Raw genomic sequence first — 16,311 nt, 5'->3', positions numbered from 1 at the left:
AAGTCAGTTTATTGAATGTCTGATGAAGGAAGATGTCCTGAAATTCGGATCCTTCACATTGAAATCGGGGATGGTATCTCCGTTTTTTTTAAACCTTGGGAATATTGCCTCGTCAGAAGCCCTGAATGTGACGGGAAAAGCCTTTGCCCATGTGATTTCCAAATTTTTTCCGAAAGCAACCCACATATACGGTCCACCCTACAAGGGGATATCCCTGGCAACAGCAACAGTGATGAAGCATCCCGTCCGGCAGCTTGCCATGTTTTACAACCGGAAAGAGATGAAGGGACATGGGGAAAAGGGGGTGTTTGTGGGTCACACGCCGGACACCTCGAGCACAGTGATTCTGGTGGATGATGTGATGACAACAGGGGGGACCAAGCTGGAGGCTATGGAGTTAATTGAAGCAACTTTTGGTGTGAAAGTTGCCGGAGTGCTTGTTGCGGCAGACCGGCGAAGGAAGCAGGAAATCACTGAATTTCCTGTCCCGTTGAAATCTCTGATTGACCTTCCCGATCTGATTGAGTATATGAAAGTAAAGGATCCGTCCATGGCGGATGTGCTGAACACCTTTTATCATGGAGGCAGCAATGAGTAAAAATATAAAAATCATTCCCGCCCTGGATCTGACGGACCTGGATAAACTGGAAACTCTGGTTCAGGCGGTGGATGACCATCCTTTGGTATATGGGTATAAGCTGGGTTTTTCCCTTGGACTTACCTACGGATTGCCCCGCGTATGCAAACTGCTTCGAAAACATACCAATAAACCCCTGATCTATGATCATCAGAAAGCGGCCACGGATATTCCTGCGACAGGTCAGCTTTTTGCCGATGTGATGAAATCCTCCGGGATCGACGAGGTGATCCTTTTCCCCCAGGCTGGTCCTGAAACATTGAAAGCCTGGACAGAGGCTTTGAAAGAAAAAGAGTTAAAAGTGATTGTCGGCGGCATCATGACCCATCCGGCCTACCTGGAATCGGAGGGAGGATTTATCCGGAATACAGCGGCGGCGGATATGTACAAACTGGCCTTTGAAGAGAATGTCCGTAATTTTGTGGTCCCCCTGACCAAACCGTCGGAAACGGAACGGATTTTTAAGGAAGCGGGTTTGGATGACGGGTGCACCTTTTATTCACCGGGATACGGCAGTCAGGGCGGGGATCCGGCAAATTTCCCCTTTATCCGCAATCACTACCTCATCATCGGCCGGTCCTTGCTGAAAGCAGAAGATCCTGCCCTCTATCTGGATGAGGTTTCCAAACAAATTAAAGACACATCGGGGGACGCATGAAACGAGATCTTATTTCCATGCATGATCTGACGGCTGAGGATATTCAGCTCTACCTGGATACCGCTGCCCGGGTCGAGACAGTTTCACTGAAGGACAGATTTCAGCTGCTTCAGGGAAAAATTATGGCTTCCCTCTTTTTTGAAGCCAGTACCCGGACCCGCCTGAGTTTTGAGGCGGCCATGTACCGGCTGGGAGGGAATGTCATCGGTTTTGCCGAACAAGCCGCCACGTCTGTTTCCAAGGGGGAATCCTTTTCCGATACAATTCACACGGTGGAAAGCTACTCGGATGTCATCGTGATTCGTCATCCCAAGGAGGGGACATCCCGCCATGCCTCCCAAATCAGCTATCTGCCGGTCATCAATGCAGGGGACGGCACAAACCAGCACCCCACCCAGACCCTCCTGGATCTGTACACCATTATCAAGAATTTCCAAAAAATTGAAGGTCTCCGTATCGCTTTTGTGGGGGATTTAAAATACTCCCGGACCGTCCACTCGTTGCTTCAGGCTCTGATGAAATTCCGGGTGAATGAATTTATGCTTGTATCGCCCGATTCTCTCCGGCTGCCCGAATATCTGAAACGGGTGGAAACAGGTTTCCCTGTGACCTTTGTGGAAACGAAGGATCTGGAGGATGCCATCCCCTATGCGGATATCATCTACATGACCCGGATCCAGCGGGAACGGTTTCCGGACCAGATTGAATATGAAAAAGTAAAGGATGCCTTTTGCCTGAATGCCGGAATGCTGAAAAAGGCACCTGAACAACTGAAGGTTCTTCATCCCTTGCCCCGGGTCAATGAAATTGCACCGGATGTGGATGATACGCCCCATGCAGAATATTTCCGCCAGGCCAAAAACGGACTCATCATGCGGCAAGCCATTCTTTTAAATGTCTTTGAGGTGACGATATGAGCGATAAAAAAATTCAGATGATTCCCAAAATCCGGAGTGGCATTGTGATTGATCACATTCCTGCCGGTGATGGTGTGCATATCCTGGAAATTCTGGAAAGGGATCCGGCTTTAAAAAATGTCCCCATTACCTTTGGAATGAATTACCAGAGCAACAAACTGGGAGCCAAGGATATGCTGAAAATTCAAAAGGATGATTTGTGTGAACGGACAATCCAGCATATATCCCTGGTATCTCCCGGTGTAACCATCAAGCGAATCCGGGATTTTGAGGTGGTGGAAAAAGTGTCCGTCCAGCCGCCTCACGAGATGGTGAATCTCCTCAGGTGTTTGAATCCAGGGTGTATTACCCAGAATGAGCCGGGACTGAAAACCCGCTTTATCCTGACGGATCCCAAAAAAAATCTGGTGACGTGTGTCTATTGTGAACGGGAGTTTTCCATTCACGAATTATCTCCCATTGTATGAGACGAAAAATGGATAAACTGTTGAAAACATCATTTCTGGGCAAAACATATCCTTCGCCCCTGGTGTTGGCTTCGGGAGTTCTGGGACTCACGGCTGATTCCATGAAACGGGTCCTGGATGCCGGTGCCGGAGCAGTGACTACCAAATCCTTTGGACTGGAACCCCGAAAAGGTCATCCGTGTCCGGCCATTTTGCCTTTTGATGGCGGCCTGATCAATGCGGTGGGACTTTCAAACCCCGGGGTGGACGAGATGGTAAAGGAAATCAGGAAACTCCGGGAACAGGCAGGATCATCATCCGGCATTTTTGCCTCAGTCTTTGGCAGAACCCATGAAGAATTCGGCGAGGTGACCCGGCGTGCAGTGGAATTTGAACCAAACCTGATTGAAGTGAATGTCTCTTGCCCCAACGTTTCTTCGGAATTCGGTACTCCCTTTGGGGCCAATGAAATGGACGTGGAACATATCACCCGGATTGTGAAAAAAGCGGCAGGTAGCATTCCTGTCAGTATCAAACTCACCATTCATTGTCCCTCGTTGATCCGCATGGCGAAAATCTGTGAAGAAAACGGAGCCGATGCGATTACGGCCATCAACACCGTGGGTCCCGGTATGTTGATTGATACCGGTGTCATGAAGCCGGTTCTGGCCAATACAGTAGGCGGTGTATCGGGTCCGGCGATTTTTCCCCTGGCCTTGAAAGCCGTATACGAAATCTGCGGAAACACACGGTTGCCCGTGATCGGAACAGGTGGGGTACGAACGGCGGATGAAGCTTTGCAGATGATCATGGCCGGTGCACGTATGGTCAGTATCGGTTCAGGCGTATATTATGGGGATATTGAACTTTTCACCCGCATCAACCGGGATTTGCGGTCCTGGATGAAAGAAAGGGATATTAAAAATTTAAAAGAATTCCGGGGGGTTGTGCATGAGTGATCTGATGAGAACATATCCGGTGTTGAATGTTAAAAGTCATTCCCCGGTCATGAAAAGTTTTTATTTCAGGCAACCGGTACCGGACATTCAACCTGGCCGTTTTTTCAATGTGTGGCTCCCGGGTGTGGATGAAAAACCCTTTTCTGTGTCCGATGTATATCAGGGGATCATGGAAATTACCGTCAAGGCAGTAGGCCCTTTTACCCGGAAGATGATGGATGTCCGCCGGGGGGATTTGCTGGGACTCCGGGGACCTTTCGGCCGGGGATTCAGTCATCACCAACACGCCCTGTTGGTAGGCGGTGGGATGGGGGTTGTTCCCCTCCGGTACCTGGCCCGGCAACTCCGCCAGCGGGGTTTTCATTTTGAGGTCCTGTTGGGCGGCCGCTGCGGACAGGATATTCCCTTTCAAAATGATTTTTCCGAATGGGCGCCCACGACCTTTGTCACCGATGACGGCTCTTTGGGATATAAAGGACTGGTGGCAGACTACATGCAGGATAAAATCCGTGAAAGCCGTCTCTCTTTTGTCTACTCTTCCGGTCCTGAAGCCATGCTGGTGAAGGTGATGGACCTTGCAGCTCAGGCAGGACTCGATTACGAAATCAGTTTTGAACGCTACATGAAATGCGGCATTGGTATTTGCGGACAATGTGTGGTGGATGGCTCCGGAATCCGCTTATGTAAGGAAGGACCTGTCTTAACACGTCAGGAAGCGGAAAAAGTCAGCGAATGGGGTTTGCCTCACCGGGATGCCACAGGCCGAAGAAATAATTCCTGAAAGAATCACGAATCCAAAATAATATTCAATTTGTCAGAACATTATACATGAAAGACTTATAAAACCGCATGAAATTTTTTTCCTGATATGAAGAAAGCCCCGTTGCCGGGGCTTCCATCTGGAAAGGAAAACTTCCTTTGACTAAAATGATTAACTAAAAGGAAAAAACATGGCGCCATTCAAAAGGAGATAAGCATGCGAGTTTTTTTGGGTTGGGTATTGTTTCATAAGACCTTGTATCGTTCAACTGTTATGATTTTAAAAAAAAATTGACGGGATGTCACTACTACAAAAACACTACATTTTTTCGGGAACATAGAGGATATCGATCTGGATTTTGGCAGAATAATGGCAGATAATCGGAGCATTTATTTTTATATTACGCCGGTTTGCAATCATCTTAAACTGTTTTCAGAAGGAGGTTGACCTTGATAAATGTCATTTGGCTTGCCATGATACTTATAGGTGTGACGATCGCTTCAGCCGATTGTTTATTGGATTTTGTCGATGGATCCATATTATGGAGTCCGACTATGGAACCACTAGTCAACCTGACCTCCGGTGTATTTGATTCTGTGAAATTCGCCGTCACCCTGGCAATCGGCCTGGTCGGGATCATGTCCTTATGGCTCGGACTCATGAAAATTGCGGAAAAATCCGGTTTAATCAATATTGTTGCCAAAGCGGTGAAACCGGTAATGATCCGGCTGTTCCCGGAAGTCCCCCCGGATCATCCCGCCATGGGCTCCATCGTGATGGCTATCGCCGCCAGTGTCCTTGGACTGGGAAATTCAGCCACCCCTTTGGGACTCAAGGCCATGCAGGAGTTGCAAACGTTGAATAAGGTAAAGGATACGGCATCCAATGCCATGTGCATGCTCATGGCCATGAGTACGTCGAGTGTCACCCTGATCCCCGCCACCATCATAGGGATTCGTGCTGCCGCCAATTCCACGAACGCCTCGGAAATTATCGCACCGGTGATTCTGGCGACGGGTATTTCCACAACAGTAGCCATCATCATGACCAAAATACTGGAAAAACTTCCCCGTTTTCGCTATCCCGACACAGGGGAAGAGTCCTCGCTTCCGGAAAATCAACAGAACCCTTCACAGGAAAATGCATAAGGAGTATGATCCATGTTTGAAACAATCTTAAATGTGATATCAGCCCTGGCGATTCCGTTGATTATTGTCCTGATTCCCCTGTATGGGTACCGGAAAGGGTTAAAAGTTTATGAAGTGTTTACGGTGGGTGCCAAAGAAGGCTTTGATGTAGCTTTACGGATTATCCCTTATCTGGTGGCTATTTTTGCTGCCATCAGCATTTTCCGGACGTCCGGAGCCATGCAGGTTCTGTCCTGGATTATGAGTCCACTCACCAGTTTAATTGGAATGCCCGGTGACGTATTGCCCCTGGCATTTATGCGGCCCCTTTCCGGCAGCGGAGCCCTGGGCATTTTATCCGAACTGGTGAAAACCCATGGTCCCGATTCCACCATCGGCCGGATGGCTTCTATTATGATGGGCTCAACGGAAACAACATTTTACGTGCTGGCGGTTTATTTCGGTTCCGTATCTGTCACCAATTCCCGTCATGCCGTTCCTGCTGCCCTCACCGCTGATCTGGCCGGTATCATATCCGCGGTGGTTCTGACAAATGTTATTTTTGGTTAAAAACCCAACCCCGTAGAGACAGGGCACGCCCTGTCTCTACGGGTTATTCACCACTCTTTGTAAATATGTTGCGGTATAGGAATCGGGATGTTTGATGACCTCTTCCGGTTCACCGGTCACCACGACCTGTCCGCCATGATCTCCGCCATCCGGCCCCAGATCAATAATATAATCGGCTGTTTTAATCACATCCAGATTGTGTTCGATTATCAGGACTGTATTTCCTTTTTTGACCAGTTTATGGAGCACCTTCAGCAGCATTTCCACATCGGCAAAATGGAGTCCCGTGGTGGGCTCATCCAAAACGTAGAGGGTTCGCCCGGTACCGATGCGGCTTAATTCAGTAGACAGCTTGATTCTCTGGGCTTCTCCTCCGGAAAGGGTGGTGGCCTGCTGACCCAGGTGTATATATCCCAACCCCACATCCGAAAGGGTTTTTAGTTTACGCTTGATGGCGGGGTGGTTTTTGAAAAATTCCAGGGCTTCCTCCACCGTCATGTCCAAAACATCGGCGATGGTTTTACCCCGATATTTAATCTGGAGGGTTTCCCGGTTATACCGTTTGCCCTTGCATTCTTCACATCGGACATAGACATCGGGCAGAAAGTGCATTTCAATTTTTTTGATGCCGTCTCCGCTGCAGGATTCACAACGGCCGCCTTTGACATTAAAACTGAAGCGCCCGGGAGAATAACCCCGGAGTTTGGCATCGGGAAGGGAGGCAAAGAGCTGCCGGATGTGGGTAAAAACACCGGTATAGGTCGCCGGATTGGAGCGGGGAGTCCGGCCGATGGGAGATTGGTTGATGTTGATGATCTTATCCAGATATTCTACACCGGTGATGGATTCATAAGGAAGGGCTGTAGCTTTGGCATGCATAAGATTCCGGCTTAATATGGGGACAAGGGTCTCATTGACCAGGGTGCTTTTTCCTGACCCGCTGACACCTGTGACGCAAATCATTCGACCCAGGGGAAAGGTTACGGTGATGGATTGCAGATTATTTCCTCTGGCTCCATGCAGCGTGAGCATCTTCCCATTTCCCTTGTTTCTTTTCTCCGGAACGGGGATGCGTTTTTCTCCGCTTAAATACATGCCCGTCAGACTTTTGGGACAGTTTTTGATATCCTCCAGGGACCCGTTGGCGACGATCTCGCCGCCATGCACGCCGGCTCCTGGTCCCACATCCACAATCCAGTCTGCCGCTTCCATGGTTTCCTGGTCATGTTCAATGACGACAATGGAATTCCCCAGATCCCGTAGTTTCTTCAGGGTTTCCAAAAGTCTGCCGTTGTCTTTCTGATGCAAACCAATGCTGGGTTCATCCAAAATGTAAAGTACACCGGTCAATTGGGATCCGATTTGCGTGGCCAGACGAATCCGTTGCGCTTCACCTCCCGATAAAGTCCCGGCACTCCGGCTCAAGGTGAGATAACCCAGTCCCACATTGACCAAAAATCCATATCTTTGATAAATCTCATTGAGTATCTGTCCCGCAATTTGCTGCTCTGTGGTATTCAGAGAAAGCTTTTTAAAGAAATCAAGTCCGTGACGGATGGACATTTGGGAGATATCGTCAATATTTTTTCCGTTAATGTACACACTCAGACTGGAACGTTTCAGGCGGCTGCCGCCACAGACCCGACAGGGTTCCACGCTCATGAATTTTTCAATCCAGGCCCGGATGCCCGGACTCTGGGTCTGGTGATACCGGCGTTTCAGATTGTTTACAACCCCTTCCCAGGCTCCTTTATATTCACCGGACCACCGGTCGCTTTCATAGGATATGGTGATTTTTTCATCACCTGTTCCATACAGCAAAACCTTCTGGACCTCCGGTGATAATTTGTACCAGGGTGTGGTGAATTTAAAATTGTATTCCTGTGTAAGCCCTTTTAAAATGCTGGAATAATAATTCCCCCGGGGCTGTTCTCCCAGGGGGACGATGGCACCACCGATCAGGCTTATTTTTTTATCAGGGACCAGCAAATCGGGGGAGATTTCCATCATGGTACCCAAACCGGAACAGGCCGGACAGGCACCAATGGGGTTATTAAATGAAAACATGCGGGGGGTCAGTTCTTCGTAGCTCACTTCCGGATGGTGTGGACAGGCATAATGTTCACTGAAACGGTGTTCCGTCCCGTCATTTTCTTCAATCAATACATTGCCTTTACCCATTTTCAGCGCCAGTTCAATGCTGTCTGTTAAACGGGCGGAGATGCTATCCTGAATCACCAGCCGGTCTACCACCAGTTCAATAGTGTGTTTGTTGTTTTTGGGCAAGCTGAGATCCTGGGTAAGGGGTGTCACATTTCCGTCAATCCGGGCACGGATAAACCCTTCACGGCGCATTTCACGAAAAAGATCCCGGAATTCACCCTTCCGTTCCCGAACCAGAGGTGAAAGAATTTGAATCTTTGTGCCCTCATCCATTTCCATCACCGAGTCTACGATCTGCTGGACAGTCATCTTGGTGACAGGGGTTCCACAGATATAACAGTGAGGTTTGCCGATCCGGGCAAAAAGGAGCCGCAAATAATCATGAATTTCAGTCACCGTTCCCACAGTGGAACGGGGATTCCGGTGGGTTGTTTTCTGCTCAATGGAAATGGCCGGAGATAATCCCTCTATATAATCCACATCCGGCTTTTCCATCAGTCCCAAAAACTGGCGGGCATAGGAGGACAGGGACTCCACATACCGGCGCTGTCCCTCGGCATACAGTGTGTCAAAAGCCAGTGATGACTTGCCGCTTCCTGACAATCCTGTGACCACCACCAGCTTATTCCGGGGTATAGAGACTGATATATTTTTAAGATTGTGTTCCCGTGCGCCCGTGATGCGGATTTTATCCATGTCCATGACACCCCCTGATTTTTGGTCAAGCTGAAATTTACAAAAACTTTTTCGCCGGATGGTGATTCTTTCAATTTTTTCAGATGGATCTCTTCCGTGTCTGTTACCGAAGGTTCATAAAACCGTATCCCCTCTTTTCCCTGATCATTTTCTTTGATAAATTCCCACCTCAACAAAAGGATAATCATGGACTTACAGACACTCATGCAGAAAAAAGGGATGATCCGGACGGCCGGCCTGATGACGGGGACATCCATGGACGGGTTGGATATTTGTGTGGCGGATATTGATCTGACCCGGAAGGGACTCCGGCATGAGGTAATATTCAGCGACTCGGTTCCTTTTCCTTCCGAATTAAAACAGAGGATCCGGGAAAGTTTAGCAGGACGTGTTCCCGAAATGTGTGCCCTCCATTATGATCTGGGCCGTTTTTATGCCCATGAAGTGGCGGAAAGTCTGAAACGGCACAAGATTCCTTCTGTGGATTTAATCGGGACTCACGGACAGACCCTGCATCACATCAGCGGTCATTCTACCCTTCAGATTGGTGAACCCTCCTTTTTGGCCCAAACCCTGAATGTCCCTGTGATTTCCGATTTCAGGGCGGCGGATATTGCGGCAGGGGGGACGGGGGCACCTTTGATCCCGGCAGTGGATCTGTGGCTTTTTCAGAAAGCAGATACAGGTCGTTGCCTGTTGAATATCGGGGGAGTTGCCAATATCAGCCTCATTCCCCCGTCCGATTCCCATATGCCGGTCCTGGGATTTGATACGGGGCCCGGTATGGGACTTTTGGATGAGCAATATCATCAATTATATGAAGGCCCTTATGATATCGATGGTGAAAAGGCGCGGGAAGGTACGATCCACCAGGCTATACTGGATGCATGGAAAAAACACCCTTTTATCCTGAAAAAACCCCCAAAATCCACCGGGCGGGATGAATTCGGGATGGAGTGGTTGCATGAACACCGTCAGGAACTGGAACAGCTGGATGGATCCTCCCGGCTAGCAACCCTGGCAGCCCTGACGGCCGATACCATTGCCGAAAGCGTACTGAAATACCGGGATTTATACAAAATCACCGAACTCCTGGCCGGGGGAGGTGGTAGCCGGCATCCCGTAATCATGAACCGTCTGAAAGAAAAACTGCCGGGAATCCAGGTCCGATCTGTCGAAGATGCCGGTGTGGATCCCGATTCCAAAGAAGCCCTCGGTTTTGCAATCCTGGCTCTTGCCTGTATTCGTCGGATCCCGGGGAATATCCCCTCTGTAACCGGTGCACAAAAAGCCGTCGTCCTTGGAAAAATTACATCGTGAACAATTGTTCATTCACTAAAGTTGCCCTGGTTCTTTTAAGACATGCTTCAAAATATCCGGCCTGTCTTAATAGACTCTGCATCTGATTATTTATCCTTAATATACATGAGAATATTCTCTAAATTACTGTCACACATAAGGAAAGATGATGAAAATAAGCGGTTTCTCCTTCGTTCGGAATGGCATCAGTCTCTATTATCCCATTGTGGAATCCATCCAATCTGCTCTGCCTTTGGTGGATGAATTTGTCGTGGCCGTGGGAAAATCCGATGACGGGACACGGGAAGCTATTGAAGCCATCGGGGATCCCAAAATCAAAATCCTCGATACCCAATGGGAGGAAAAATATTTTAAAAAAGGGATCATCAATGCCATTCAAACCGATATCGCCAAAGAGCAATGTTCGGGGGACTGGCTTTTGTATCTTCAGGCCGATGAGGTCTTGCATGAAAAAGATTTGCCGGCTATCAAAGCCCGCTGCGAAGCACTCCTCGATCATCCGGAGGTAGAGGGACTTTTATTTAAATACCGTCATTTCTGGGGGGATTATGATCATTACCATATCAGTCACGGCTGGTATCCCCATGAAATCCGCATCATCCGTAACCGTCCTGATATCCACTCTTATGAAAGTGCCCAGTCTTTTCGTGCTTTTGAGTATTATGATAATCCCCGCCAGCAGGAAGGAACCCGCAAACTCAAAGTGGCCGCAGTGGATGCCTGGATTTACCATTATGGATGGGTCCGCCCGCCTCACCTGATGCAATCAAAAAGCCGGGCTTTATCCGGACTCCATTGGGGATTGGGCCGGGCGAAGGATTTTTACGACAAGGCTCCGCAAGAATTTGATTATGGTCCACTGCAACGCCTGGGACGTTTTAAAGGAAGTCATCCCAAAGTCATGGAAAAGAGGATCCGTTCCATGGACTGGAAAGAAAAACTCCAGTATTCGGGAACCCCCAATCCTTTACGAAAAAAACATAAACATGAAACCCTCCGGTACCGTTTGACTACCATGGTAGAACGAATGTTAAACCGGCCGGTGGGACAATTTAAAAATTATATTCTCTTACGGGATGTCTGACAAAACACCATTCGCCCTTTCAGCCGCCCTCATCGTCAAGAATGAGGAAAACAATATCCGGCGATGCCTGGAATCGATTCGCTGGATTGAGGATATTGTGGTGTTTGACAGCGGCAGTACGGATCAGACACTGGAAATTTGCCGTGATTTTGGATGCCGGATTTTTGAAGGGAAGTGGCCCGGATTTGGTCCGGCCAAACAATATGCCGTGTCCAAAACCTGTCACGACTGGGTCCTGGTGGTTGATGCCGATGAAGAAGTGAGTCCGAAGCTGAAAGAAGATATTCTTAAGGTTCTGGAAAATCCGGATTTCGACGGATACAGGATTCGCCGCTTATCCTACTATCTGGGCCGACAGATTCGCCATAGCGGCTGGAATCGTGACGAAACTCTTCGCCTTTTCCACAAAGAAAGGGGACATTTTAATGACAAACCGGTCCATGAATCGGTACAGATCCCCTCAGGCCGTATCGGAAGGATCCGTTCCCCGCTCTATCACTATACCTACCCTGATATCAACACCCATTTACGAAAAATTGCCCATTATACTGATCTGGCGGCTCAATTGGCTGTCCGTCATGGGAAACGGTCCAATCTTTTTTGTGCTTTTCTGAAAGCCGATGTGAAATTTCTGAAGATGTATTTTTTACAGGCCGGATTTCTGGATGGCCGGGAGGGATTGATCCTGGCATGGGTTTCAGCTTTTGGTGTGTTTCTGAAATACGTGAAAATCAGCCGGCTCAGCCGGGGTAGAAAGGTATGACGGGACGGATCATTCACATCGACACGGCAAAAAGCTGGCGAGGGGGGCAGCAGCAGGCCGCATATCTCCATGAAGGACTCCTTCACAGGAAAATCGATTCCCTGATGGTTTGTCCGGAACATTCGGCCATGGCTTTGTGGTGCCGGGAACGCCGGTATCCTGTTCAAACCCTTCCCCTGTGTTGTGAAGCAGATATTGTGTCTGCCCTGCGACTGGCACGGACTGTCAAAAGATCCGGACGGTGTATCCTTCATGCCCACAATGCCCATGCCATGACCCTAGCCCTCATGGCCAAATTGCGGGTAAAAAAACAGGCAGCCGTCATCGCTTCCCGGCGTGTTGATTTTCCCCTGAAAAGCCATTCATGGGCCCAGTGGAAATACCGAACATCCCTCCTGGACGGGATTATCTGTGTCAGTCATGAGATCCAACGTGTCATGCTGCATCAGGGAATTTCTGAAAACACACTGAGAGTCATTCCCTCAGGTATTGATATTCACACATCTGATACCCTGAAACAAAGTCCGGCTTTCCGCGAGGAATGGCATATTCCTACAGATCACAAGATTGTTTGCACTGTGGCGGCCATGACCAGTGAAAAAGATTATCCCACCTTTCTTGAAGCGGCAAGGCGGGTGATACAGGCATATCCCAAAGTACATTTCATGGCAGTAGGGGATGGAAAACAGTTGGCGTCTATCAAGGCACTCGCCGGTCATAAAGGATTACAGGATCACCTGGTATTTACCGGATTCAGGCGGGATGTGGGTTGGTTCCTGAAAAACAGCGATCTTTTTGTCCTGGCATCGAAAAAGGAGGGACTGGGAACCTCGATCCTGGATGCAGAGGCTGCCGGATTGGCCGTGATTGGCACCGATGCAGGTGGAATCCCGGAAGTAATACATCATGGAGAAAACGGACTGATTGTCCCCCGGCAAAATCCCGAAGCCCTCTCACTTGCCATTCTGTCTCTCCTTCGGGATGATGAAAAAAGAAAGGAATTTGGGAAAAAGAGTCTGGATCTTGTCCGGAACTTTGATATTGGGTTAACCGTGGAAAAACATATCGGCTTATATGAAGAAATCCTTAAAAAATATTGAACCGGAACATATTTTGATCATTCAGACCGCCTTTATTGGGGATGTGATCATGTCCACCCCTTTGATACAGGCGGTGTGTGACCAGTGGCCGGATGCCGAAGTAGATATTCTCACCCGGCCTGAATCGGCAATTCTCTTTTCAAAACATCCGAGGATTCGGCGGATCTATACCCTGGATAAATCCGGGCATCAGAGTAAATATGAATCCTTTATGGACAGGGTCCGTGAACTCCGTCCCAATAAATATGATGTGGCATTTTCCATTCAAAGCAGCCTTACATCTTCGCTTCTCATGCTTCTGTGCCGGATAAAAATCCGGGTGGGGTTTTACAGGCAAAAATTCATCAACGTGAAAATCTATCCTCCCAAAGGACTTCATATCCGGCAACGGTACATGGCCATGATAGAACCTTTTACTGATAAGACCTATTCCGATGAGACTCACCTGTATCTGGGAATGAAAGACAAACAAAAGGCAGATGATCTTGTAGGTAAAATCAATAAAAATCGGAAAATTTTAATTGGATTTGCCCCGGGATCGGTCCGTGAAACCAAGAAATGGCCTGCGTCTTACTGGACGGAATTGTTCATCCTTTTGAAAGATAAGGGATATGACATTGTGTTTATCGGAAGTCCGTCTGAACGGGAACTTTGCGCGACCATCATCCACAATGCAGGATTGGAAGCCTGGAATGCCGCCGGTGAGCTGAACCTTCTGGAATCTGCGGCGCTGATTCACAAACTGGACCTGTTGGTCTGTAACGACAGTGCTCCCCTGCACATGGGGAATGCGGTCAATACACCGGTGTATGCCTTTTTTGGACCAACGGTGAAAGCTTTTGGCTGTTACCCTTACCGGGAGCACGATAAAATACTGGAACGGGATCTGCCATGTCGTCCCTGTGGAAAACACGGCCATGATCAGTGTCCCCTCCGGCATTTCAAATGCATGATGGAACAATATCCCCTTGAAATTGCCCAACTGATTTTTGAAAGGTTTACGCATGAATCCAAAACCTGAGCTGGTCCTTCTGACAGGGGATCAGGGTTTTTATGGCCAAACACGAAAAGCATGGGTCAGTATGGACGCTTCGGTGCTGGAAAAACACCTTTCGTCCCTGGGCTATCCGGTGCAACGTTACACATTTCAGGAATTATATAACCGGAATATTCTTCTCTCAGGGAAAACCATTCTCTATACCTTTAGTCAAAAAGAGAATGTCCGTCAGTATATCCGGGATGTCATTTTTAACCTGAGTAAAACCAATAAGATAATTCCTTCTTTGGATTTGCTGTTGTGCCATGAAAACAAGGGTTACCAGGAACTCTACAAACGTGAGCTGGGCATGACCGGCCTAAAAGCCTGGTATTTTTCAGGTTTGCAGGATATAGATGCGTACGATATTTCCTACCCGGTCGTTTTAAAAACGGTGTCAGGATCAAACGGGAAGGGTGTATTTCTGATTCCCGATCAAAAAAGTCTGGAAAGACAGGTGCAAAAACTCACCCATGTGGGATTTTGGACCCGGGTGGATTTATTCCGCCGGCGCCATTTCAGAAAACGGACCTATCCGGATTATCCCCATCATGATGATTATGTGGATTATCTTCAGTATAAGGAATATATCACCCGGCATCAGAATTTCATCCTGCAGGAATTTATTCCGGGATTAACCTATGATACCCGGGTTCTGGCGCTGGAAGGAAAGTTTTTTGTGACCCGCCGCCATACCCGCAAAGGGGATTTCAGGGCCAGTGGGACAAAGAAATTTGATTTTGATTTTACACCGGATGATGCCCTGCTGGAATTTGCCTCCAAAACAGCTCAAAGGTTCAACACACCTTTTCTTTCCATGGATATAATCCAGGATGGAGAAAGCTGTTACCTGATAGAATATCAGGCATCTCATTTTGGCGTCAGTGCCATCACCAAATCCCGGGGGTATTATATACGGGAAGGTAGTACCTGGACTTTCCGGGAGGATAAACAGACTGTGGAGCAGGAAATCACAGAGGCACTGGACCGGTATCTGACACGAGGAATTGAGTCATAATGCCATTGTCATCCTATCTATATACCCTGCCATACCGTATTTTCTGGCACTGGATCCGGTACCGAAACCGGCTGATTCCCTGTGTGATCTATTGCGCGGAGCCGCAGGATTACACCATCCTTGAACCGGTTGTCTGTCATCTAAAAAAGCCCTGTGTGTATGTGGCAAAAAACAGGCGGACGGCCGCTTATTTGCATCGAAAGGGAATTGGGGTTTTACGGATGCCGGTTTTTCCCGAGGTGGTTCTCATGGCCCGTCACAGTACATGGAAATTTCCCGTTCCGGCGATTCGAAAATACGGTTTCCGCCATGGTCCCTATCATTTCAAGACCTTTACGTCAGTCCGGAACTACCGGCCCTTTACCCTTTATTTCCTCACATCTCCGGCAGAAGCAACAGAAGCCCGGAAGATGGGACTTGACAACGTCGTGCCTGCAGGCTATCCCAAACTGGATCCGGCTTTTGACGGAAGCTGGACGGAAGAAAAGCTTCAGAGCTTCCGTAAAGAAAAATTGAATGACAGTAAAAAGCCCATTGTTCTATTCAGCGCCACCTGGGAAAAATCGGGAATGTCTGCTGTGAAACGCTGGTATCGGCGGCTGAAGGAACTCACGGCTGACTATACGGTGTGTGTCACACTCCATCCCTGGGTTTCGCGGAATGTGTATCTTACCATCAAAAATACACCGGATGTTTTCCTGGCAGGCACTGATGACCTTTTGCCCCTCATGATGCTTGCCGATTGTACCATCAGCGATACCAGTTCCATCATCGGGGAATTTATAGCGTTGGACAAACGGATCATCACCTTCCGGACAGGCAGTGCAGAACGTAAACCTCATTCCCTGGATGCCATGCTGGATAAGGCGGGTTACCGTGTGGATTCTTTTGATGATTTAAAACAAACTCTCAGGCGATATCTCACATCTGAGGACCCTTATACCCATAACCGTCGTCTTTTGCGGGATCAGCTTTTCTGCAATCTTGGAACGGCTGGAAAACAGGCCGCGGGAAAAATGAATGCTGAATTCTGAATGCTGAATTGGTTGAAATTGGC

The 16,311-nt window shown here is 48.4% G+C and carries 16 protein-coding genes; 15 read left to right on the top strand and 1 reads right to left on the bottom strand.

Annotation, left to right across the window (positions count from 1 at the left end):
• Positions 1–22 precede the first annotated feature (22 nt).
• The 8 genes from pyrE to strainIA91_RS07645 all read left to right on the top strand — a co-directional run bounded on the left by pyrE (position 23) and on the right by strainIA91_RS07645 (position 6,074).
• Positions 23–598, top strand: coding sequence for an orotate phosphoribosyltransferase (gene pyrE, locus strainIA91_RS07680; RefSeq protein ID WP_400166199.1), 576 nt, complete (start codon positions 23–25; stop codon positions 596–598).
• A complete protein-coding gene (locus tag strainIA91_RS07675; protein ID WP_400166198.1) occupies positions 591–1,295 on the top strand; it encodes an orotidine 5'-phosphate decarboxylase / HUMPS family protein in 705 nt (234 codons plus the stop codon). Before pyrE ends, strainIA91_RS07675 begins: the two co-directional genes overlap by 8 nt.
• Positions 1,292–2,212, top strand: a complete 921-nt coding sequence (gene pyrB / locus strainIA91_RS07670; protein WP_400166197.1) for an aspartate carbamoyltransferase — start codon at positions 1,292–1,294, stop codon at positions 2,210–2,212. Before strainIA91_RS07675 ends, pyrB begins: the two co-directional genes overlap by 4 nt.
• Positions 2,209–2,679, top strand: coding sequence for an aspartate carbamoyltransferase regulatory subunit (locus tag strainIA91_RS07665; RefSeq protein ID WP_400166196.1), 471 nt, complete (start codon positions 2,209–2,211; stop codon positions 2,677–2,679). Before pyrB ends, strainIA91_RS07665 begins: the two co-directional genes overlap by 4 nt.
• 8 nt (positions 2,680–2,687) lie before the next feature.
• Positions 2,688–3,617 carry a dihydroorotate dehydrogenase gene (locus strainIA91_RS07660; RefSeq protein WP_400166195.1) on the top strand — a complete coding sequence of 310 codons (930 nt, stop codon included), beginning with the start codon at positions 2,688–2,690 and terminating at the stop codon, positions 3,615–3,617.
• Positions 3,610–4,398, top strand: a complete 789-nt coding sequence (locus tag strainIA91_RS07655; RefSeq protein ID WP_400166194.1) for a dihydroorotate dehydrogenase electron transfer subunit — start codon at positions 3,610–3,612, stop codon at positions 4,396–4,398. The genes strainIA91_RS07660 and strainIA91_RS07655 overlap by 8 nt, the downstream gene beginning before the upstream one ends.
• Positions 4,399–4,826: 428 nt before the next feature.
• Positions 4,827–5,525, top strand: coding sequence for a nucleoside recognition domain-containing protein (locus strainIA91_RS07650; RefSeq protein ID WP_400166193.1), 699 nt, complete (start codon positions 4,827–4,829; stop codon positions 5,523–5,525).
• A gap of 12 nt (positions 5,526–5,537) precedes the next feature.
• Positions 5,538–6,074, top strand: a complete 537-nt coding sequence (locus strainIA91_RS07645; RefSeq protein ID WP_400166192.1) for a spore maturation protein — start codon at positions 5,538–5,540, stop codon at positions 6,072–6,074.
• Between the two features lie 36 nt (positions 6,075–6,110).
• On the opposite strand, the gene uvrA is transcribed toward strainIA91_RS07645, so the two are convergent.
• A complete protein-coding gene (gene uvrA / locus strainIA91_RS07640; RefSeq protein WP_400166191.1) occupies positions 6,111–8,939 on the bottom strand; it encodes an excinuclease ABC subunit UvrA in 2,829 nt (942 codons plus the stop codon).
• A gap of 180 nt (positions 8,940–9,119) precedes the next feature.
• On the opposite strand from uvrA, the gene strainIA91_RS07635 reads away from it, so the two are divergent.
• The 7 genes from strainIA91_RS07635 to strainIA91_RS07605 all read left to right on the top strand — a co-directional run bounded on the left by strainIA91_RS07635 (position 9,120) and on the right by strainIA91_RS07605 (position 16,288).
• On the top strand, positions 9,120–10,253 hold the full coding sequence (locus tag strainIA91_RS07635) for an anhydro-N-acetylmuramic acid kinase (protein WP_400166190.1): 1,134 nt from the start codon (positions 9,120–9,122) through the stop codon (positions 10,251–10,253).
• 145 nt (positions 10,254–10,398) lie between these two features.
• Complete coding sequence (locus strainIA91_RS07630) at positions 10,399–11,337, top strand: glycosyltransferase family 2 protein (protein WP_400166189.1); 939 nt, start codon at positions 10,399–10,401, stop codon at positions 11,335–11,337.
• Complete coding sequence (locus tag strainIA91_RS07625) at positions 11,330–12,100, top strand: glycosyltransferase family 2 protein (protein ID WP_400166188.1); 771 nt, start codon at positions 11,330–11,332, stop codon at positions 12,098–12,100. The genes strainIA91_RS07630 and strainIA91_RS07625 overlap by 8 nt, the downstream gene beginning before the upstream one ends.
• Positions 12,097–13,200 (top strand): glycosyltransferase family 4 protein, encoded by a 1,104-nt coding sequence (locus tag strainIA91_RS07620; RefSeq protein WP_400166187.1) that lies wholly within the window; start codon positions 12,097–12,099, stop codon positions 13,198–13,200. Before strainIA91_RS07625 ends, strainIA91_RS07620 begins: the two co-directional genes overlap by 4 nt.
• Positions 13,175–14,221, top strand: coding sequence for a lipopolysaccharide heptosyltransferase II (gene waaF / locus strainIA91_RS07615; protein ID WP_400166186.1), 1,047 nt, complete (start codon positions 13,175–13,177; stop codon positions 14,219–14,221). The genes strainIA91_RS07620 and waaF overlap by 26 nt, the downstream gene beginning before the upstream one ends.
• Positions 14,205–15,254, top strand: a complete 1,050-nt coding sequence (locus strainIA91_RS07610) for a RimK family alpha-L-glutamate ligase (RefSeq protein ID WP_400166185.1) — start codon at positions 14,205–14,207, stop codon at positions 15,252–15,254. The genes waaF and strainIA91_RS07610 overlap by 17 nt, the downstream gene beginning before the upstream one ends.
• On the top strand, positions 15,254–16,288 hold the full coding sequence (locus strainIA91_RS07605) for a CDP-glycerol glycerophosphotransferase family protein (protein WP_400166184.1): 1,035 nt from the start codon (positions 15,254–15,256) through the stop codon (positions 16,286–16,288). The genes strainIA91_RS07610 and strainIA91_RS07605 overlap by 1 nt, the downstream gene beginning before the upstream one ends.
• The last annotated feature ends 23 nt before the right edge of the window (positions 16,289–16,311 follow it).

The sequence above is a fragment of the Candidatus Neomarinimicrobiota bacterium genome (genome assembly GCA_041154365.1).
Taxonomy (GTDB): domain Bacteria; phylum Fidelibacterota; class Fidelibacteria; order Fidelibacterales; family Fidelibacteraceae; genus Fidelibacter; species Fidelibacter multiformis.
The sequence above is the reverse complement of the archived record's forward strand: the minus strand, read 5'-3'. Positions and strand labels throughout refer to the sequence as shown.

Excerpts from the sequence above, each read along its gene's own strand:
- strainIA91_RS07620 (WP_400166187.1), top strand. The coding sequence starts at position 12,097 with ATGACGGGACGGATCATTCACATCGACACGGCAAAAAGCTGGCGAGGG.
- strainIA91_RS07645 (WP_400166192.1), top strand. The coding sequence starts at position 5,538 with ATGTTTGAAACAATCTTAAATGTGATATCAGCCCTGGCGATTCCGTTG.
- strainIA91_RS07630 (WP_400166189.1), top strand. The coding sequence starts at position 10,399 with ATGATGAAAATAAGCGGTTTCTCCTTCGTTCGGAATGGCATCAGTCTC.
- strainIA91_RS07655 (WP_400166194.1), top strand. The coding sequence starts at position 3,610 with ATGAGTGATCTGATGAGAACATATCCGGTGTTGAATGTTAAAAGTCAT.
- uvrA (WP_400166191.1), bottom strand. The coding sequence starts at position 8,939 with ATGGACATGGATAAAATCCGCATCACGGGCGCACGGGAACACAATCTT.
- strainIA91_RS07660 (WP_400166195.1), top strand. The coding sequence starts at position 2,688 with ATGGATAAACTGTTGAAAACATCATTTCTGGGCAAAACATATCCTTCG.
- pyrB (WP_400166197.1), top strand. The coding sequence starts at position 1,292 with ATGAAACGAGATCTTATTTCCATGCATGATCTGACGGCTGAGGATATT.
- strainIA91_RS07610 (WP_400166185.1), top strand. The coding sequence starts at position 14,205 with ATGAATCCAAAACCTGAGCTGGTCCTTCTGACAGGGGATCAGGGTTTT.
- strainIA91_RS07665 (WP_400166196.1), top strand. The coding sequence starts at position 2,209 with ATGAGCGATAAAAAAATTCAGATGATTCCCAAAATCCGGAGTGGCATT.
- pyrE (WP_400166199.1), top strand. The coding sequence starts at position 23 with ATGAAGGAAGATGTCCTGAAATTCGGATCCTTCACATTGAAATCGGGG.
- waaF (WP_400166186.1), top strand. The coding sequence starts at position 13,175 with ATGAAGAAATCCTTAAAAAATATTGAACCGGAACATATTTTGATCATT.
- strainIA91_RS07635 (WP_400166190.1), top strand. The coding sequence starts at position 9,120 with ATGGACTTACAGACACTCATGCAGAAAAAAGGGATGATCCGGACGGCC.
- strainIA91_RS07675 (WP_400166198.1), top strand. The coding sequence starts at position 591 with ATGAGTAAAAATATAAAAATCATTCCCGCCCTGGATCTGACGGACCTG.
- strainIA91_RS07625 (WP_400166188.1), top strand. The coding sequence starts at position 11,330 with ATGTCTGACAAAACACCATTCGCCCTTTCAGCCGCCCTCATCGTCAAG.
- strainIA91_RS07605 (WP_400166184.1), top strand. The coding sequence starts at position 15,254 with ATGCCATTGTCATCCTATCTATATACCCTGCCATACCGTATTTTCTGG.